We start from the raw sequence: 18,127 nt of genomic DNA, 5'->3' as shown, positions 1-18,127 counted from the left end.
CCCGGCCGGGACATCGTCGTCAGGCGGGAAAGCAGAGCGTCACCCTAGGGCGCCGTGGCGAGCAGCCCAGCTGCCGTCAGCGCGTCCCAGAGTTTCTCCGCCACGACGGCCTCCGAGCGTCGCACCGCCTCGGCGACCTGGGAGGTGTTGCGCACACCGACCACCGTCGACACCACGGCCGGATGCCGGCGGACGAAGGCCAGTGCCGCCTGCGGCAGGGTCACCCCGTACGTCTCGCAGACCCTCGCGATCCGCCGCGCCCGATCGATCAGCTCTGCCGGGGCCTGCTGGTAGTTGTAGACGGCGTCAGCCGGCGGCCGGTCCCGCGACAGCAGCCCCGAGTTGTAGACGCCCGCGATGACCACGCCCACCCCGCGACTCTCGGCGGCAGGCAGCAGGTCATCGGCCGCGCCCTGCTCCAGCAGGGTGTACCGCCCGGCACACATCATCACGTCGACGTCGGCTTCCCGCACGAACCGGGCCAGCATCTCCGACTGGTTCATGCCGGCGCCGATGGCACCCACCACACCCTGGTCACGCAGGTCGACCAGGGTCGGCACGGCTTCCCTGACGGCCCACTCCCAGTGGTCATCCGGGTCGTGCAGGTAGACGATGTCGATCCGGTCCAGCCCGGTCCGGTCCAGGCTGGCCTCGATCGAGCGAAGGACGCCGTCGCGGCTGAAGTCCCACACCCGCCGGTGGCTCGCGGGAACATCGAACCCGTCGGAGTCCCGCAGGTGGGCGTCCTGCGGCGACGGCACCAGGAGTCGCCCGACCTTCGTCGACACGACGTACTCGTCGCGCGGGCGGTGCCGCAACGCGGCACCGAGCCGGCGCTCGGACAGACCGAGCCCGTAGTGCGGGGCGGTGTCGTAGTACCGGACGCCCGCCTCCCACGCGGTGTCGACCGCCGACGCGAACTCCTCGTCCGTCGTGGCCCGGTAGAGGTTGCCACCCTGGGCCGCGCCGAAGCCCAGCTCGGTGAGACGCACCTCCGGGCGACGCGGCAGTGCTCGCACCCTCACGACGCCTCCAACCGATAGACGCGACGTGCCGTGTCTCCCCAGAGCAGCGCCTGGTCGGTCCCGTCGTGGTCGCCCAGCAACTCCGCCAGCGCCTCGACCCATCGCGGGTACGAGCTGGCGAGCAGGCAGACCGGCCAGTCCGAGCCGTACATCAGTCGGTCCGGTCCGAACGTGTCGAGCGCGCCCTCGACGGCCGGTCGGAGGTCCTCCGTCGTCCAGGGCGACCGCTCCACTTCCGTCACCAGTCCGGAGAGCTTCGCCGTCGTGTTGGGCGAGGCCGCCAACGCCCGCAGACCGCGAGCCCACTCGGTCATCTCCGGACGGCCCAACGCGGGCTTGCCCAGATGGTCGAGCACGAAGCGCACCTCCGGCAGGTCGTGCGCCAGGCGTGCGGCCATGGGCAGCTGGTGTTGGCGCACCAGCAGGTCGAAGACCAGGCCGGCCGCGCCGACCGCCGCGACCCCCCGGCGGACGTCCGGACGGTCCAGGTACGCCGGGTCGGTCTCGCTCTGCACGAGGTGGCGGATGCCGACGAGGCGTTCCCCGCCCGGGGCGGCCAGCAGGCGTCCGAGGCGCTCGGCGATGTCATCGGCGGTCAGGTCCACCCAGCCCACGACCCCACGGACGAGGGTGTCCCCGGCCGCGACGGCCAGCAGGTCCATCGTCTCCGCCTCCGAGGCGATGGACTGCACCACCACGGTCGCGGTCACCCCGGCGGCCCGGGCCACCGGCGCGAGGTCGGCGGGTTCGAAGTCGGCGTCGATGGCCGCCATGGTCACCGGGTCGATCCACGGCTGCGGGTGCCGTGCGCGGACCCAGAGGTGATGGTGCGCGTCGACGATCCCGGCCCGTCCGGGCGCCTCTGCGCCCGTCATCGACCCAGCCAGCCACCGTCGACGGGCAGGACGATTCCGTTGACGTAGTCGGACGCCGCCGACGCCAGGAACACCGCGGCGCCACCGAGATCGTCGGCGCGGCCCCACCGACCCGCCGGGATCCGGGTGAGGATCGCCGGGGCACGGTCGGGGTCGTCGCGCAGCGCCTGGGTGTTGTCGGTGGCGATGTAGCCGGGGGCGATGGCGTTGACGTTCACCCCGTGGACCGCCCACTCGTTCGCCAGTGCCTTGGTCAGACCGGCCACACCCGACTTCGACGCGGCGTAGCCGGGGACGGTGATTCCGCCCTGGAAACTCAGCAGGGACGCCGTGAAGATGATCTTCCCTCGGCCCCGCTCGACCATCGTCCGGCCGATCTCCCGGCTCAGGACGAACTGGCTGCTGAGGTTCACCTCGATCACGTGGTCCCACATCTCGTCCGGGTGCTCCGCGGCCGGAGTACGGGCGATCGTGCCGCCGTTGTTCACCAGGATGTCGACCGGGCCGAGAGCGGTGATGTCCCGGGCCAGCCGGTGCACGGCCGCGCGGTCACCGAGATCGGCCCGCAGCGCGGTGAACCCGCGGCCCGCAGCCCGCACCCGGCGTTCCACCTCGCTGCCGTTCGCTTCGAGCTGGGCGGAGACCCCGACGATGTCGGCACCGGCGAGGGCCAGGGCCTCGGCCATGGCGAGGCCGATGCCGCGCCGTGCCCCGGTCACGACGGCGGTCCGTCCGGACAGGTCGAACAGGCCAGTCACCGGGTGCCCTCCCGCAGGTCGAGCAGCACCTTCATGACGCCGCCACCTTCCAGGGCCGTGAAGGCGTCGGCGGCCGCCTGGACCGGTTCGACGCGGGAGATGAGCTGTCGCGCCGGGATCGCGCCCGAGGCGACCAACCGGATCGCCTCCACCATGTCGTCGCGTTGGTACAGCCGGGCACCCAGGAGTTCCAGCTCGCGCCAGAAGAACCGGTGCAGGTTCACCTCGCGAGGCTTGGGGTGAATCGCCACCATCACCAGCCGACCCCGGGTGGTGAGGACGTCGACCGCCGTGGTGACGCCGGCCGCGGAGCCGGACACCTCGAAGGCGATGTCGGCGCCCGCGCCGTCGGTGCGGTCGTTGACAAGTGCCACGACATCGGTCGATCCCGGGTCGACGGCCTCGATCCCGATCCCGCCCGCCACCTCGCGGCGGAACGGGTCCGGCTCGACGAGGAGCACCCGTGCGCCGCGGCTCTGCGCGACGGTGGCGATGAGGACACCTACCGGCCCACCGCCGACCACGACTACCTGGTCGTCGGCGGTCACGTTCCCCCGCCGGACGTCGTGCACGGCGACCGCGACCGGCTCGACGAGCGCCGCGTGGTCGAGCGGCAACTCCTCGGGCAGCGGCAGGGCCAGCTCCACCGGCACGTTCCAGGAGGACTGCATGGCGCCCGGTGAGTCGATGCCGAGGAAGTTCATGGCGTGGCAGACGTGGGAGTTGCCGCGCTGGCAGGCGGCGCACTGTCCGCACGGCCGGGTTGGCATCACGGTGACTGCCTGGCCGACGCTCCAGCCGTCGACGTCCTCGCCGAGGGCCGCGATCCGCCCGGACATCTCGTGGCCGATGATCGCGGAGTCACCGACCCGGGCGTCCATGTCCCCGTGGTAGATGTGCAGGTCCGTGCCGCAGATTCCGGTGTAGGCCACCTCGATCCGCACCTCGCCGCGACCGGGTGGCACCGGTTCGCGTTCTTCGATTCCGAGGTGGCGCGCCCCCCGGTAGACGACTGCCTTCATCAATCCTCCGTCTCGACGGTCGGTACGTCGGTCGTGCCGACCGGCATGGTCGTGGGCGCACCGCCGTGACGGTGCACCCACGCTCCCCTTGGTGTGGTGGTCAGCTCAGTGCCGTGGGTGTCACGTCGTTGTGCGAGTTCAGCGACACGACGGGCACCTGGCGGCCGGGGACGATGCCGTCGACCCCGGCCAGCAGGCGACGGCCGGCCCGCTCGGGCCGGACGTTGGGGCTGTCGGCCGTCTGCGGCTGCGGGCGGCGGTTGGCGGCCCGGATCAGCTCCTCGTCGACCCGGACACCCAGCCCGGGTGAGTCGCCGAGGACGAAGGCACCGTCCTCGACGTGCAGGTCGATGGAGACCCCGACCGGTCGGTGAAGGTCCTGCAGCTCGCTGGTCAGATGGTTCGGCACCGATGTCGCGGCGTGCAGCAGCCCGATCGGGCTGTTGCCGATCGGGCTGACCGGCAGGTCGTGGGCGTGTGCCAGGGCGGACGCCCGCAGGAAGTGGGTGACGCCCCAGACGGCGGCCATCTGGACGACGTCGACCGCGCCGGCGGCGATCAGCGGGCGATACTGTTCGAGCCCGGTGAGGTTCTCCCCGGTGGCGACCGACGCGCACACTCCTCTGCTCACCGCAGCATGGCCCTCGGCGTCCCAGCGTCGGACGGGCTCCTCGATCCAGATGAGGTCCAGGCTGCGTTCGAGTTCGCAGACGTGCCGAACGGCCTGCTTGCGGGTCCATGCCTCGTTCACGTCGAGCATCAGACCCGGCCGCCGGCCGTGGCCGGCCTCGGTCAGGACGTCCCGGACCAGGCAGAGCCGGTGCCTGTCGCGCTCGATGTCGAGACCACCCTTGAGCTTGGCGGCCCGCAGGCCGTGGCTGGCGTAGACCTCGTACTCGGAGACGAGCTCGTCGTCGGTCAGCCCGATGTCCAGGCCGGACGCGTAGGCCGGAACACGCCGGTCACGTCCGCCCAGCAGCCGCCACAACGGCTCACCGGCGGCCTGCGCCTTGATGTCCCAGAGTGCGGTGTCGAGAGCGCCGATTGTGCCGAACACCGGGCCCGCGTGGCCCGCCTTGAAGGTGTGCCGCAACATGCGGTCGTAGAGGGTCGTCACCGCGCGCGGGTCCTCGCCCTCGATGGCGGCGAAGACCCGCTCGATCTCGACGTGCGGCCCGAGGCCGACCCCTGAGATGCCCTCGTCGGTGTCGACGACGACGATCGAGACCGGGACCACCCCGTCGGCGAAGACGCCGTTGGCATCGCCGACCGGCCGCCCCCATTCCTGGACCGTGGTGAGCGTCCGATAACCCGTGATGCGCATGTCAACCCTTCGTGGAACCGGCGGCTACACCGTCGGCAATTTGGCGCTGGAGGAACAGGTAGACCAACAGGACGGGTATCGCGGCGATCAGCACCCCGGAGGCGAAGGTGGGGATGTTGTCGGAGTACTGCCCGCGCAGCGAGGTCACCCCGATCATCAGCGTCCGGTGTTCGGCCGACGGCATCATCACCAGTGCCATGAGGACGTCGTTCCAGCAGAACAGGGCGTTGAGGATGCCGACCGACAGCAGCGCCGGGGTGCCCAGGGGCAGCATGATCCGGCGGTACACGCCGTACACGGTGTTGCCGTCGATCCGGGCCGCGTCGACGATCTCCGGCGGGATGCCCTTGTAGTAACTCGTCATCAGGAAGACGGTGAAGGGCAGGAACTGGGCCACGTAGACGAGGACCAGACCGGGGTACGTGTCGATGAGCGCCGTGTCGGCCATGATCCGGGCGAGCGGCACCATGATCACCTGGAACGGGATGAAGAGCCCCGCGAGGCAGCCCAGGAACAACGCCGACGAGCCACGGAACCGCAGCTGGCTCAGGGCGAAGCCGGCCATCGACCCGAGCAGCAGCAGCAGGAGCACCGACACCGTCACCACGACCAGCGAGTTGACGAAGTAGCGGCCCATGCCGACGCTGTTCCACGCCGTGCTGATGTTCTCCCAACGCAGAGCGTCGGTCAGGGAGAACCGGTCGAGGATGTAGTCACGGCGCGTCTTCATCGCGACGTTGGCGGTGAACAGCAGGGGGTAGATCGTCGCCAGGGCGAGCAACGACATGGGGATGGCGATCAGCCACCAGCCCAGGCGGAGGCGAGACATCAATCCTCCTTTCCGGATCGTTCGAGCAGCTTGATCTGCAACAGCCCCACCACGAGCATGATCATGAAGAGGATCGTCGACGCGGCCGACGCGAGAGCGGGACGGTTCATCTGGCCCTGCTGCTTCCAGATGTAGAACTCCGGCAGGTAGGTCGACCCCTCCGGCCCGCCGCTGGTCATGACGTAGAGCAGCCCGAACATCGAGGTCAGCATCCCGATCATCGTGGTCACGAAGACGAACTGGATGGTGCGCGAGAGGCTCGGGACGATCACGTGCCAGACCACCTGGCGCAGCGACGCCCCGTCCACCCGGGCGGCGTCGAGCAGCGCGGCGTCAAGAGTGGCGAAACCGGCGAGGAACACCACCAGGGCCATGCCGAAGGTGGCCCAGATGTGCACGCCGACCACCACGAACATCGCGATGCCCGGGTCACCGAGCCAGTCGATCGGATCGACACCGACCGAGGAGAGGACGGCGTTGACGGGGCCGTCGAAGGCGAGCAGCAGGTTGAAGATCGCTCCGACGATGACCGGTGAGAGCACAGCGGGAAAGAAGTAGACGCTGCGGTAGAAGCGGTGACCGGGCACCCGGAGGTAGATGAACGTCGCGAGCAGACCGGGGATCGCCACCGCCACGGGCAGCAGCAGCACCAGCAGCCCGACGTTTTTCAGCGCGGTCTGGAACAGCGGGTCGGCGAAGAGCTCGCGATAGTTGCCGAAACCGACAGCCGTCCCGTTCTGCGCACCGTCGCCGGTGAAGGAGAAGTTGACGCCGAGGATCAGCGGGTAGAGCCGCAGCGCCACGATGATCAGGACGGCCGGAGCGACCAGGATGTAGGGGGCGAACCGCTCGGCCCCCGCGCCGCCACGGGTACGACGGGGACGGGTGCCACCGCGGTGCGCGGCGGAGGTTGCCGCCGGGCCGCCGGTCCGCCCGGCCGAAGCCAGGCGGACCGACGGTTGCGTGTTTCCGATCGACACGAGGTCAGCCCGCCTGGTCGGAAGCGGCCAATTGCTTCACCACCTCGTCGACGGTGATCGAACCGCTGAGCAGCTGCTGGGACAGGCGCCCCATCAGGTCGATCGTCTTCGAGGAGAGCGCGACGTGCAGAGCGGGCTTGCCGGTCTTCAGCTCGCTCACGATCGTGGAGGCGGCCGGACCGGCCTGCGACACGTCGATCGTGATGTCGGCGGCGATGGCGCCCGCGTCGGCGTAGAACGCCTTCAACGCCTCGGCCGAGGTCAGGGAGCGCACCAGGTCGGCGGCCACCTTCGGGTCCTTCGTCCACTTGGCAACGGCGTAGCCGATGCCACCGTCGTACGGCAGGCTCGGCGTGGTGCCGGCGGTGACGATCGGGGGCTTCATGACGCCGAGCTTCTCCGGGGTGAGGAACTCGTTGAAGGACTTCCAGTGCCCGACGTCCGACATGAGGCCCATGACGTGGGCGGCCTTGCCGGACTGGAAGGCCGCGAAGGAGTCGTTGAACATGGCGGTCGAGTTCGCCCCGTCCGTGTTCATCTTCTTGTCGCCGGTCTCCTTCCAGAGCTCGAAGACCCGCTTCACGTTAGGCGAGGTCCAGTCGCGCTTGCCGGTGATCCAGGCGTCGTACTCCGCCGTGGTCAGGGTGACCGACCCCATGCTGGAAAGCCAGAACTGGATGCCGACGCCCTCCTTGTTGCCGAGGGCGAAGCACTTGGAACCGGCCTTGGCGACGGCGGCGCAGTCCGCGACGAACCTGTCCCAGGTGGTGGCCGGGCTGGCCGGGTCGAGGCCGGCCTTGCGGTAGATGTCCTTGTTGTAGTAGATCGGGTAGCCCTGCAGCGTCACCGGGCCGCCGTAGACCTTGCCGTCCTTGGTGAAGGCGTCCCAACCGGCCAGCCGCTGCTTGTCCTCGGCCACGTAGTCGGTGAGCGGCACCAGCGCGTCCACCCGGTCACGGATCTGGCCGCCGCCGTTGAACATCATGACGTCCGGGCCCTTACCGGACTGGATCGCCGCACCCAGCAACGTGTAGTACTGGTCGAAGGGCTGCGCGACAAACTCGACCTCGACGTCCGCGTGCTTCTTCTTGAAGTCAGCCTTCGCCTTGTCCAGATACGACTTGGCGAACGGCTCGCCGGACTTCCAGTCCCACACCACCAACTTGCCCTCGGAGCTCTTGGACGAGCCCGAGTCGCTAGCACTTCCACAGCCGGTCAAGGCCAGTCCAACAACGAAGACGGCCGACCATATTGCGCGCTGTCTCATGAGTTGTCACCTCTGAAAGTGGGGTGGCCGACGGGGCTGCCGTCTGCCATCGTTGATCGGAAAGTAACTCGTATGACGTATCACGTCAATACTCGGCCTTAGACTGGTGCGGACGTCGTGCCACGGCGGGTCATTCGGAGGGGACATGACGCCAGCTCAGGAGACAGCCCTGAACAATCCGGCAACCCCAGGATGGGTCCGTCGACCGACAAACCTCGCCCGAGCGGTCACCGCCGAACTCGTGCAGCGCATCGTCCGCGGAGTACACCCGTCGGGAACGTCCCTGCCTCCCGAGCCGATCCTCTGCGAGACCTTCTCGGTGAGCCGGACCGTCGTCCGGGAAGCAGTCAAGATCCTTCAGGAGAAGGGGTTGGTGCAGGTCCGCCAGGGTGCCGGCACCATGGTCACCCCACCGTCACACTGGGACATGCTCGACGAGCTCGTCCTCGCGGCCACCATCGCCGAGGACGACAGCCTCGCCATTCTCGACGACCTCGTCGTCACCCGGCGGGTGCTGGAGTCCGACATGGCGAACGTCGCCGCCCGCCTCGCCGACGACGAGACCGTCGACCGGCTGCGCGCCATGGTGGACCGGATGGACGAACTCGTCGACGACCACGTCACGTACCACGACCATGATCGGGCCTTCCACGACACGATCATGCAGGCATCCGGGAACCGCATCGCCCGCGGCGTCGTGCGGGCACTGGAGAGCCAGGTCATCAACACCGCGCGCTACATGGGCCGCACCGAACGCTCGCTGTGCGTGGCATCCAACAAGGGCCACCGACGCATCTACGAGCGCATCGCCGCCCACGACTCCGAGGGCGCCGCCGAGGCGATGTTCACCCACATCACCGAGGCCTGGCTGGTCCGCCGCAGCGGCTCGGGCAAGCCGGTACGTCTTCAGCGCTGAAGGGCGGCAGCTCCGACGCTGAGGGCGGTGGCGCCTGCTCCCGCGATCTCGGAGCAGGCGCCACCGCCGGTGTCAGCGCCGGCCTCGCCAGCGACCGGGATCAGGAGAACTGTGCGAAGAACCTCCAGATCTCACCCTTGGTCCAGGTCGTGATGCCGCTCTCGGCGTAGGTGCCGTCCACCGGACCGGGCATGTGACCGTTGTCGTACGCCGCCCACTGCACCGGGTAACCCGACCGGCAGCCCGAGTAGGTGGTCGTGATGTGGGTGCGGCTGCCCGCGCCCGGCTCGGGCGGGTTCTGCGCGGTGCACCCGTTGTTGCGGACGAACGTGTCCCGCAACGACCGCCCCTGGGAGATGCTCAGGACGTTGTCCGAGATGCCGTGCAACCCGAAGTACGCGATGGGCTGCGTGCCGCCGCTGCAACCGCTGATCTGCCCGCCGGAGATGACCGCGACGGCCCGGAAGACGGTGGGCCGTGCGCAGGCGATGGCGTAGCTCATGCCGCCGCCCCAGCTGAAGCCGAGGGCGAAGCGCTGCCTCGGGTTGACGCAGAGGCTGCTCTCGATCCGGGTGATCATGTCATCGACGAAGGTGATGTCCTCACCGCCGGCATTGCCCCAGCCGTTGCCGAACCCCTGGGGCGCGACCAGGATCGCGCTGTTGTTCGACTGCTCCTGCTGCCCGTAGTAGGACCACGGGGTCCCGCTGGTGCCGCCGGAGGAGATCTCCTGCATGGTGCCGCCTCGCCAGTGGAATGCGAAGATCAGCCGGTACGGATTGCTGTTGTTGTAGTTGGCGGGCACCCGCAGGATGAAGGTGCGGCTCTTGCCGTTGGTCTGGATCGTGTGCGTGCCACTGGAGAGCGTCGGCGCCTTGCCGCACCCGCTGCCGCCCGTCGGCGGCGGGTTGCCACTGTCCGTGGGGACGAGTTGCCACTGCTGGTTGGCGCCACCCCAGTCGGCGTACTGCACGATGTTGCCACCGTCGGCTGTGGAAGCTCCCTGCACCTCGACGGCCTTGCCGCTGTGCCGGCTGATCAGCCGCACGTGGCCGCCGTCGGAGTCGGCCAGTCGGAACTGCTGGTTGGTCCCGTTGAGGTCGGACCACTGCACTATCGCTCCGCCGTCAGCGGTCGAGAAGTTGCTGACGTCGAGGACCTTGCCCGAGTGCCGGGACTTCAGCCGGTAGAAGCCTCCCCCGGAGTCCACGAACTGCCACTGCTGGTTCGCGCCGTTGTTCCGGGTCCACTGGCTGATCCGTGCGCCGTCGTTGGTGGCCGAGCCGTACAGGTCCAACGCCTTGCCGCTGTTGCGGTTGACCAGGACGTACCAGGCGTTGGTGTCCACGGTCGCCGCAGCAGCGGGGGCGGCGTCGACCGCGACGAGCGCGCTGGCCGCCATGACCGCGGCCGCCGCTGCGGCCAAGCCTGACCGCCAGCGACGTCTCCGTGGAGAGGCGGGACGAGCCTCACCGATGGCCTTCATGGTCCACTCCTTCGATCGGGGTCACCCACGAGCAGAACGCACGCGGGCGCCCTGGCGTGCGTGCCGGCGTCTGGTGGTGGCGTCAGCACGTCTGGGGGGATGTGTGCGGGCGAGATGCGGCCACCGGCGCGAGCCCGCGCCTGCGGCACCTCTACGAGGAGGATTTCGGCGGCCCGCTCGGAGAGGGCGGACCGCCGAACCCTGTCATCTATGACGTGGCGGTCACTATCCGATGCGGACCAGCTGCCACTGCTGGTTGCTGCCACCCCAGTCGGCGTACTGGACGATGTTCCCGCCGTCGGCGGTGGACGCGCCCTGCACCTCGACGGCCTTGCCGCTGTTGCGGTTGATCACACGCACGTAGCCATCGGATGACTGGGCGAGCCGGAACTGCTGGTTGGTGCCGTTGCCGTCGCTCCACTGCACGATCGCCGCGCCGTCAGCGGTGGAGAAGTTGTAGACGTCGAGCACCTTGCTGGAGTTCCGCGACTTCAGCCGGTAGTAGCCGCCGCCCGAGTCAACGAACTGCCACTGCTGGTTCACGCCGTTGTTGCGCGTCCACTGGCTGATTCGCGCCCCGTCAGTGGTCGCGTTGGCGTACACGTCCAGGGCCTTTCCGCTGTTCCGATTCAACAGGACGTACCAGGCGCTGGTGTCCACCCCGGAGCCCGGCGGAGGCGTGGTGGGCGGGGTCGAGCCGGAGTTGAGCGCGTCCAGGACGGCCGTGTACGCGGCCTTCTTGTTGCCGTTGCAGTCGAAGAGCAGGGCGTTGTCCGATCCCCGCCACGAGTCGCAGTCGCGTACGCCCCAGGTGGTGATGCCGGTGCAGCGCGAGACAGCCAGGCAGGCGCGGGTGACCGAGGCGAAGATGTTGGCCTGGTTGCCGCCGGTCATCACGTCCAGTTCGGTGATCTGCACGTCCACGCCGAGATCGGCGAAACGCTGCAGATTCGCCTGGTAGTCACCGGCCAGCGAGGTCCCCAGGTGCGACTGGAACCCCACGCAGTCGATCGGCACACCACGGGACTTGAAGTCACGCACCATGTTGTAGATGCCTGTCGACTTCGCGTTGATCCCATCGGTGTTGTAGTCGTTGTAACACAACTTCGCACCCGGATCCGCCGCCCGCGCCGCCCGGAACGCCGCCTCGATCCAGTCGTTGCCCGTGCGCTGCAGGTTCGAGTCCCGCCGCGCACCGGAACCACCATCGGCGAACGCCTCGTTCACCACGTCCCACGAGTGGATCTTCCCCCGGAAGTACGTGGCGACCTGGGTGACGTGGTTGATCGCCGCGTTGCGCAACGCGCTACCCGACATGCCCTGCGCCCAGCCCGGCTGCTGCTGGTGCCACAACAGGGCGTGACCCCGCACGCTCATGCCGTTGGCCTGCGCGTGACTGACCAGACGATCACCGCCGCTGTAACTGAACCGGCCCTGCTGCGGCTCGGTGGCGTCCCACTTCATCTCGTTCTCGGCCACGACACTGTTGAACTCACGGTTCAAAATCGTCGTGTACGCGCTGGTGGACAGCTTGCCCGTCGCGACGGCGGCACCGAAGTAGCGGCCCTTCTCGGCGGCCGCCGCCTTCAACGTCGTGCCGGCGCCGGCTGCGGGAGTCAGCGCGACGGTCATACCGGTGGCGAGGGCGACGGCGAGGGTCGCCGCCGCCAGCAACGTTCTCCGTGATTTCATGTCGTTCCTTCTCAGTGGTTGCATCGGTGGTGGTGATGTGCCACTTCAGTCAGGACGGTCCCTGGTGCCGGCGCACGTGGTTGGGGAAGGCGTTCGCCGGCACTGCCGGGAGCCCTGAGGTGACGTCCGCCTGCCCGGGGGGACGCCGCGATCCGAGAAACGACCCGCAGGGCTCGCCCGGTGAGCCCAACGGAACGATTGTCCTCTATATCGAGAGTGAGCGATAACATGTCGTTCGTCAAGACGAAACGAGCCCGTTCACGCCGTCGCGCCGGAACACCTCGCCTCGCCACCACCTACCGCCTGCGAGGATCGTCGTCATTCGCCGCGCGACCTGCCGGAACGGCCGCGCCGCAGCGCCGCCGAAAGACGCCTGAGGGTGGCCCTGTTATCGCTCACAGCTAACGAGTGAGACCGGGCCGGTCGGCGGCGGAGCATCGGCGGGCGACGACCCACCCGCCAGGCAGGTCCGACCCACGCCAGGAGGACGCTCCTGCGGGTCGCCCTCAGTCCTGGAGGCGAAGGAAGTCGGTGATCAGGGTAGCGAGCTCCTGCGGGCGCTCGGCGACCATCGCGTGGCTGGCGCCGGCGAGATGCCACACCCGCAGAGACGGGTTGTCCACAGCGGCGAGCCGTTCGGCGGTGACCTTGCGATACGCCTCGTACAAGCTGTGGAACGGCTGCTGTTCGGGCAGGTCCTCGGTGGCGAGGACGAGCAGCAGCGGGCAGCGGGCGTCGCGGTAGGCGGGCATCAGGTCGAGGGAGTCCATGGCTTCCCGGAGCTGCCGGGTGAGGTCCGGGCCGGGCCGCAGCCGGCTGCCGCCGTCGTCGCCGGGCACGAGGTTGCGCTCGAAGGCCGCAACCCAACCGTCGGGTGCGGCGCCGTAGCGCTCGGCCATGGTCCGCTGCCCTGCAACCATGGCGGCCACCTGTTCGGCGGTCAGCGGCTCGGCCAGCATCGCGGCCATGCCGTCGAAGACGGTCCGCAGCTTGGCCAGCCCCGCCTCAGCCTGCTCCGGATCCAGCCCAGCGAGCTGGTCCGGACGGTTGAGCGGCGGATTGCCGTCGAAGCTGACGGCACCGGGGCACTCCGGGTGACGCTGCGCCCAGAGGGTGGCGAGCATACCGCCGAGGGAGACGCCGACCACCGCCGGGGAGGCGAGGCCGAGGTGGTCGGCGACGGCGACCAGGTCGGCCAGTACGTCGTCCCAGCGCCACAGGCCGTCTCCGGACCGCCCGTGACCGCGCAGATCGACGGTGACCACCCGGTGGGTCGGACGCAGGTGCTCGGCGAGGGTGGTCATCTGGGCGAGGTTGCCACCGGCGCCGTGGAGGAGCAGCAGCGGCTGTCCGGATCCGCCGAAGTCGCGGATCGCGATGGGCACGGTACCGGAGTCGACAATGGTCTCAGCCACGTCGGGTTCCTTCCCTGAGCAGTCGGTCTCGTACGGAAGCGCAGCGCACGCCGCCTTCGGGGTGGCGGGCGAGCTTGTCACGGGAGACCAGGTCGTGGACGCCCTGGCGGGTGATGCCGAGCATGGCGCCGGCCACCGCGTACGACACGGATTCTGCGGTCGGGTGGCCGACCCGTCGAGCGACGGCCTGGCCGAGAGGACTGCGCCACCAGTCAATGGGTGGGTCGAACGGCCCGTCCCCCGGGTAGAGGGTGGAGATTGCGCGCATGACCGCGCCGACGGCGGCCCGGTCGTCGCCGCTGACGATCGTGGTGGCCCAGGATCGGGCCCGCTCCCGGATGACGGCGCGCAGCGGGCCGATGGCGTCGTGGCCGTCGACCAGGATTTCGAGGGGGTCGAGCAGCCGGATGTCGATCAACCGGATGAGATGCTCGGTCAGTTCCTCGTGGGTGGGTGCCATGCCGCCTCCTCCGCTACTTGACGCCCATCGTCAAGCACTTGACGTCGAGTGTCAAGCCCGATGGGCGTGAGCACGGTGGGCGGTACGGCCGACCGGCGCCCGCTCTCGTCAGCCGGCAGCCCCGCCGTACCCCCGCTCGGGCAGGCTCGCCTCGATGCGTACCCCGGCAGCCATGTCGGCTGTGGTGTGCGCCCGAATGCCGGGCTGCGCGGTGTCGGTGAACCGGGCGACGACCGCCCGGACGTGCCGCTCTGCGGGCGCTGCGAGGCCGTCGTAAACGGCCGCGAACAACTCCTGCGCCGGCCGCCGGAGCCACCCCTGCGGGAGGATTTCCACCGGCAACTGCGGATCGAGTACGGGAAACCGTCGGAACGTGTCCATCACCTCGGTACGCGCCCGCACCGCGGCAGCTCCGTCGACCGCACCGGACGCCACCGGTGGCAACAGCGGCGTCCAGCGCCGGAGGAACTCCTCGTAGCTGCGATTGATCGCCTCGATGTCCCAGGCCTCGATCGGGGCACGGTGACCGGCCGAGTCGAGCGGGACCTGCCGTCCGCGAAACACCGTGACGGCACCGTGGGTGAGCTGGTCGAGCTGGGCCCGAGCGGGAGCGGTCAGTTCGCGGGGCGAAATCCACAACCCGTCGTACAACGGCGCGTATCCGAGCCAGCGGAGCTGGGCGCGCAGGGCCCGCCGCTGCGTGCTCAGATCCTGGGGCAGCGAGAAGGCGACGATCGTCCAGCACCCGTCCCACCGTGCCGCGGCGGCGGTGGAGGTGATGATCCAGTGGCCGCCGGCGGAGAGGTTGGCGGCGGCCGCCCGGCTGAGCCGGTAGGAACTGCGCCGCCCCAGCCGACTGCCCTCCAGGACGCCGCGGCGGGCCAGCCGGCTGATCGCGGTACGCGCGCCGGCCGTGGTCACGCCGGCCTCGGCGAGCAGCTCCACGATGGCGGCGGACGGGAGGGCGGCCCTGGTCCGCAGTGTGTAGTCCGCCAGCAGGGTCACCGCGACGCCCTGGGGTGAGTTGCCCACCTGCCGCCGGGGCAGTCGGAGTGACTGGTCTCCGTCGTCCGGATATATCTCGTCGATATCGAACGGGCTTGCCACAAGCGCTCCGTGCTCTTCAGGGACGGTGTGACGACTGTAGACGGACTGCCGCCGAGCCGGGCCGCGGAGGCCACCATCGATAGAGGTACCTCGATTGACACTTGTCGGTCCCCGGGGAACACTAATTGCCACACGATGCCGTCCGGAGCCGGGCAGGGCGAGTCACCGACAGCGGGCATCGCGCGATCACCCGCGGCAGTCGGGCGCACTCGCCAGCGGACCGCGCAGCCAATCCCAGCCTGCACAGGCAACCGAAGGAGTCGTTCGTTGAGAACCAGAAGGAAACTGCTGCTCGCCCTCGCCATGCCACTGGTGGCCGCCGGCCTGGTGGTCCCCGCGATCCGACCCGCGTACGCGGCGTCGCTGACCGAGGTGACCAGCTTCGGCGACAACCCGGGCCGGATGCGCATGCACGTCTACGTGCCGGACAACCGCCCGGCCAGGCCGGCCACCGTGGTGGCCATGCACGGCTGCGGCGGGTCGGGCCCCGGCTTCTACTCCGGCAGCGAGTTCGCCAGCCTCGCCGACCGGTACGGGTTTATCGTGATCTACCCGTCCGCGACCCAGCAGGCCGGCTTCGGCAACTGCTTCGACGTCTGGTCGGACGCCGCCAAACGCCGCGGCGGTGGCAGCGACCCGGTGTCGATCGTCTCGATGGTCCGGCACGTCCAACAGCAGTACGCCGCCGACCCGGACCGGGTCTACGCCACCGGCAGCTCCTCCGGCGGCATGATGACCAACCACATGCTCGCCCTCTATCCCGACCTGTTCAAGGCCGGCGCGGCGTTCATGGGAGTGCCGTACAACTGCTTCGCCAACGCGGCGGACTTCCCACCCACCAGCAGCCAGTGCACCGGCGGTGCCATGAACCGGACCCCGCAGCAGTGGGGTGACGCGGTGCGCCAGGCGTACCCCGGCTATTCCGGCCCCCGCCCGCGCGTGCAGCTGTGGCACGGCACCAACGACACCCTCGTGCCGTACTCGCTGTTGCAGGAGACGATCGAGCAGTGGACCAACGTGTTCGGGCTGAGCCAGACACCGACCTCCACCGACACTCCCCAGGCCAACTGGAACCGGCGGAGGTACGCCGACACCAGCGGCACCGTCCAGGTCGAGGCATACAGCATCCAGGGCGCCGGGCACAGCCTGCCCTCCGGCGGCATGGCCGCGTCCGCCATCCAGTTCTTCGGCCTGACCAACCCGACGACGCCGCCCCCGACCACCCCGCCGCCGACCACCCCGCCCCCGACGACGCCGCCGCCGACCACCCCGCCCCCGACCACTCCGCCGCCTGCTCCCGGCGCCTGCGGTGTGACCGTCGCCATCAACGCCTGGAACACCGGCCTGACCGAGAACATCACCGTCACCAACACCGGCACCACCGCCATCAACGGCTGGTCCCTGGTCTTCACCCTGCCCTCCGGGCAGACCATCACCTCCGGCTGGAACGCCTCCTACTCCCCGAACTCCGGGCAGGTGACAGCCAGGAACGTCGCCTACAACGCCGGCATCCCCGCCAACGGGTCGGTGACGATCGGCTTCCAGGCCACGCACTCCGGTAACACCGCCAAGCCGAGCGCGGTCACCCTCAACGGCGCGTCCTGCGCGGTCGCCTGACACCAGGCCGACGCCCGACGAGACCGTGCGCCGGTCACCACTCAGGTGGTGGCCGGCGCACGGGTCGTTCCGGCATCGTCAGCGGTAACCGGCGGTCACCACGTTGGCCTGCACCGCGTTCTCGGTGCCGTCGGACGGATAGCCGGCGACCAGCCCGAGGGGATCTACGCGGTCGCCGATGGCACTCACTACAACCAGTGGTGCTGCTTCGACTACGGCAACGCCCAGACGAACAACCTGGCCGACGAGCGCGCCATCATGGAGACCGCCTACTTCGGTGCCAAGCAGTGGGGCGGCGGCACCACCCAGCAGTGGTCCACCCGTAGCTGACCACGCGCACCATCAGGTTGGTCGTGCCGGCTCCGCGAGGTCTGCGGAGCCGGCACGACCAACGCCCCGTTCGAGCCTCAGCGCGTGCTGCCCGGCGTGGATGCGGCACCGCGCGCCTGGCTGGCCCCACCTGAGCGCTTGAGCATGAAGGCCCCACCAGCAATGAAGACGACGGCGAGGATGATCCCGACGAGATTGCCCTGGGACAGACTGGAGAAGATCGCCAGAATGCCGATGATGACTGCCACTCCGCCGAGAAATCGCAGGAAGTAGCCGCCGACGGACTTGACCCGTTCATTCGTCATGGTCTTTCTGTGCCCGGCGTGCCGGTCCGACAAACAGGCCCGGGCAGCCAACGCCCAGGGCGGACGCACCCGCTCCGGTGCGCCGTATAGTGCCGGGGTGGACAGGGACAAGGTCCGGCAGGCGTACGCGTCCGTCGCGGAGCTGTACATCGGGCTGTTCGGCAGCCGCGAGCAGGTGAATCCGGCCGACCTCTCGTTCATCGGACGGCATCTGGGGCCTCGGGCGGGCAGGGTGCTCGATCTGGGGTGCGGCCCCGGCCATCTCACCGGTTACCTGCGTTCGCTGGGCGTCGACGCGGCGGGGATCGACCTGGTGCCCGAGTTCCTCGCCCACGCTCGGGCAGCCCACCCGGACGTCGAGTTCGAGCTCGGGTCGCTGGAGAACCTCGACGTCGCCAGCGGCTCCCTCGACGGCATCCTGGCCTGGTACTCGACGATCCATCTGCCGCCGCAGGAGCTGGACGCCGTCCTCAACGAATTCCGGCGAGCGATCGCCCCGGCCGGAACTGTGGTACTGGGCGTGTTCGTCGCCGACGAGGTCGGCGCCTTCGACCACAAGGTCGTGACCGCCTACCGCTGGCCCCTGGACGAGGTCTCCGAGCGCCTCAACCGGGCCGGCTTCAAGGAGGTCGAGCGCTTGGAGCGCCCCCGGGAAGGTGACCAGCGACCGCATGCCGCCATCGCGGCGATCGCGGTGTGACGGGTGAGCCCTTCGTGCT

General features: G+C 69.4%; 18 protein-coding genes. 4 read left to right on the top strand and 14 right to left on the bottom strand.

The features are described 5' to 3' along the window. Positions 1–44: 44 nt before the first annotated feature. The 8 genes from HNR22_RS28235 to HNR22_RS28200 all read right to left on the bottom strand — a co-directional run bounded on the left by HNR22_RS28235 (position 45) and on the right by HNR22_RS28200 (position 7,972). Positions 45–1,025 (bottom strand): aldo/keto reductase, encoded by a 981-nt coding sequence (locus HNR22_RS28235; protein WP_343059995.1) that lies wholly within the window; start codon positions 1,023–1,025, stop codon positions 45–47. After that, positions 1,022–1,900: an amidohydrolase family protein gene (locus HNR22_RS28230; RefSeq protein ID WP_179782910.1), complete on the bottom strand. Its 879-nt coding sequence runs from the start codon at positions 1,898–1,900 to the stop codon at positions 1,022–1,024. The genes HNR22_RS28235 and HNR22_RS28230 overlap by 4 nt, the downstream gene beginning before the upstream one ends. Beyond that, a complete protein-coding gene (locus tag HNR22_RS28225) occupies positions 1,897–2,658 on the bottom strand; it encodes an SDR family NAD(P)-dependent oxidoreductase (protein WP_179782909.1) in 762 nt (253 codons plus the stop codon). Before HNR22_RS28225 ends, HNR22_RS28230 begins: the two co-directional genes overlap by 4 nt. After that, entirely contained in the window at positions 2,655–3,680 is a 1,026-nt protein-coding gene (locus HNR22_RS28220; RefSeq protein WP_179782908.1) for a zinc-dependent alcohol dehydrogenase, read from the bottom strand. Before HNR22_RS28220 ends, HNR22_RS28225 begins: the two co-directional genes overlap by 4 nt. A 100-nt stretch (positions 3,681–3,780) precedes the next feature. Beyond that, positions 3,781–5,004 (bottom strand): mandelate racemase/muconate lactonizing enzyme family protein, encoded by a 1,224-nt coding sequence (locus tag HNR22_RS28215; RefSeq protein ID WP_179782907.1) that lies wholly within the window; start codon positions 5,002–5,004, stop codon positions 3,781–3,783. 1 nt (position 5,005) lies between these two features. Next, positions 5,006–5,833 (bottom strand): carbohydrate ABC transporter permease, encoded by an 828-nt coding sequence (locus HNR22_RS28210; protein ID WP_179782906.1) that lies wholly within the window; start codon positions 5,831–5,833, stop codon positions 5,006–5,008. Continuing rightward, complete coding sequence (locus HNR22_RS28205) at positions 5,833–6,813, bottom strand: ABC transporter permease subunit (RefSeq protein ID WP_179782905.1); 981 nt, start codon at positions 6,811–6,813, stop codon at positions 5,833–5,835. The genes HNR22_RS28210 and HNR22_RS28205 overlap by 1 nt, the downstream gene beginning before the upstream one ends. A gap of 4 nt (positions 6,814–6,817) precedes the next feature. After that, complete coding sequence (locus tag HNR22_RS28200; RefSeq protein WP_343059994.1) at positions 6,818–7,972, bottom strand: ABC transporter substrate-binding protein; 1,155 nt, start codon at positions 7,970–7,972, stop codon at positions 6,818–6,820. A gap of 253 nt (positions 7,973–8,225) precedes the next feature. On the opposite strand from HNR22_RS28200, the gene HNR22_RS28195 reads away from it, so the two are divergent. Continuing rightward, positions 8,226–8,996 carry a FadR/GntR family transcriptional regulator gene (locus tag HNR22_RS28195; protein WP_179782903.1) on the top strand — a complete coding sequence of 257 codons (771 nt, stop codon included), beginning with the start codon at positions 8,226–8,228 and terminating at the stop codon, positions 8,994–8,996. Between the two features lie 100 nt (positions 8,997–9,096). Here HNR22_RS28195 and HNR22_RS28190 read toward each other — a convergent pair whose 3' ends face one another. From HNR22_RS28190 to HNR22_RS28170, 5 genes are all read right to left on the bottom strand, one after another. Further along, positions 9,097–10,482 carry an RICIN domain-containing protein gene (locus tag HNR22_RS28190; RefSeq protein ID WP_179782902.1) on the bottom strand — a complete coding sequence of 462 codons (1,386 nt, stop codon included), beginning with the start codon at positions 10,480–10,482 and terminating at the stop codon, positions 9,097–9,099. A 225-nt stretch (positions 10,483–10,707) separates the two neighbouring features. Beyond that, positions 10,708–12,174, bottom strand: a complete 1,467-nt coding sequence (locus HNR22_RS28185) for an endo-1,4-beta-xylanase (protein WP_179782901.1) — start codon at positions 12,172–12,174, stop codon at positions 10,708–10,710. Positions 12,175–12,680: 506 nt separating this feature from the next. After that, positions 12,681–13,589 (bottom strand): alpha/beta fold hydrolase, encoded by a 909-nt coding sequence (locus HNR22_RS28180; RefSeq protein WP_179782900.1) that lies wholly within the window; start codon positions 13,587–13,589, stop codon positions 12,681–12,683. Continuing rightward, positions 13,582–14,049, bottom strand: coding sequence for a hypothetical protein (locus tag HNR22_RS28175; protein WP_179782899.1), 468 nt, complete (start codon positions 14,047–14,049; stop codon positions 13,582–13,584). Before HNR22_RS28175 ends, HNR22_RS28180 begins: the two co-directional genes overlap by 8 nt. Before the next feature lie 108 nt (positions 14,050–14,157). Continuing rightward, positions 14,158–15,156: a PaaX family transcriptional regulator C-terminal domain-containing protein gene (locus HNR22_RS28170; RefSeq protein ID WP_179782898.1), complete on the bottom strand. Its 999-nt coding sequence runs from the start codon at positions 15,154–15,156 to the stop codon at positions 14,158–14,160. Between the two features lie 267 nt (positions 15,157–15,423). Here HNR22_RS28170 and HNR22_RS28165 point away from each other — a divergent pair, with 267 nt between their 5' ends. Then, entirely contained in the window at positions 15,424–16,773 is a 1,350-nt protein-coding gene (locus HNR22_RS28165; protein ID WP_179782897.1) for an extracellular catalytic domain type 1 short-chain-length polyhydroxyalkanoate depolymerase, read from the top strand. A gap of 48 nt (positions 16,774–16,821) precedes the next feature. Further along, positions 16,822–17,103: an arabinofuranosidase catalytic domain-containing protein gene (locus HNR22_RS28160; RefSeq protein ID WP_343059992.1), complete on the top strand. Its 282-nt coding sequence runs from the start codon at positions 16,822–16,824 to the stop codon at positions 17,101–17,103. Positions 17,104–17,180: 77 nt separating this feature from the next. Here HNR22_RS28160 and HNR22_RS28155 read toward each other — a convergent pair whose 3' ends face one another. After that, positions 17,181–17,408 (bottom strand): DUF1129 domain-containing protein, encoded by a 228-nt coding sequence (locus HNR22_RS28155; RefSeq protein WP_179782896.1) that lies wholly within the window; start codon positions 17,406–17,408, stop codon positions 17,181–17,183. Between the two features lie 97 nt (positions 17,409–17,505). On the opposite strand from HNR22_RS28155, the gene HNR22_RS28150 reads away from it, so the two are divergent. Then, entirely contained in the window at positions 17,506–18,108 is a 603-nt protein-coding gene (locus tag HNR22_RS28150) for a methyltransferase domain-containing protein (protein ID WP_179782895.1), read from the top strand. The last annotated feature ends 19 nt before the right edge of the window (positions 18,109–18,127 follow it).

The sequence above is a fragment of the Micromonospora jinlongensis genome (genome assembly GCF_013410645.1).
Taxonomy (GTDB): domain Bacteria; phylum Actinomycetota; class Actinomycetes; order Mycobacteriales; family Micromonosporaceae; genus Micromonospora; species Micromonospora zamorensis.
The sequence above is the reverse complement of the archived record's forward strand: the minus strand, read 5'-3'. Positions and strand labels throughout refer to the sequence as shown.

What these genes read in the sequence shown, in the direction of transcription:
- HNR22_RS28185 (WP_179782901.1), bottom strand. Translation starts at nt 12,174, where the DNA reads ATGAAATCACGGAGAACGTTGCTGGCGGCGGCGACCCTCGCCGTCGCC.
- HNR22_RS28230 (WP_179782910.1), bottom strand. Translation starts at nt 1,900, where the DNA reads ATGACGGGCGCAGAGGCGCCCGGACGGGCCGGGATCGTCGACGCGCAC.
- HNR22_RS28210 (WP_179782906.1), bottom strand. Translation starts at nt 5,833, where the DNA reads ATGTCTCGCCTCCGCCTGGGCTGGTGGCTGATCGCCATCCCCATGTCG.
- HNR22_RS28190 (WP_179782902.1), bottom strand. Translation starts at nt 10,482, where the DNA reads ATGAAGGCCATCGGTGAGGCTCGTCCCGCCTCTCCACGGAGACGTCGC.
- HNR22_RS28155 (WP_179782896.1), bottom strand. Translation starts at nt 17,408, where the DNA reads ATGACGAATGAACGGGTCAAGTCCGTCGGCGGCTACTTCCTGCGATTT.
- HNR22_RS28215 (WP_179782907.1), bottom strand. Translation starts at nt 5,004, where the DNA reads ATGCGCATCACGGGTTATCGGACGCTCACCACGGTCCAGGAATGGGGG.
- HNR22_RS28195 (WP_179782903.1), top strand. Translation starts at nt 8,226, where the DNA reads ATGACGCCAGCTCAGGAGACAGCCCTGAACAATCCGGCAACCCCAGGA.
- HNR22_RS28220 (WP_179782908.1), bottom strand. Translation starts at nt 3,680, where the DNA reads ATGAAGGCAGTCGTCTACCGGGGGGCGCGCCACCTCGGAATCGAAGAA.
- HNR22_RS28175 (WP_179782899.1), bottom strand. Translation starts at nt 14,049, where the DNA reads ATGGCACCCACCCACGAGGAACTGACCGAGCATCTCATCCGGTTGATC.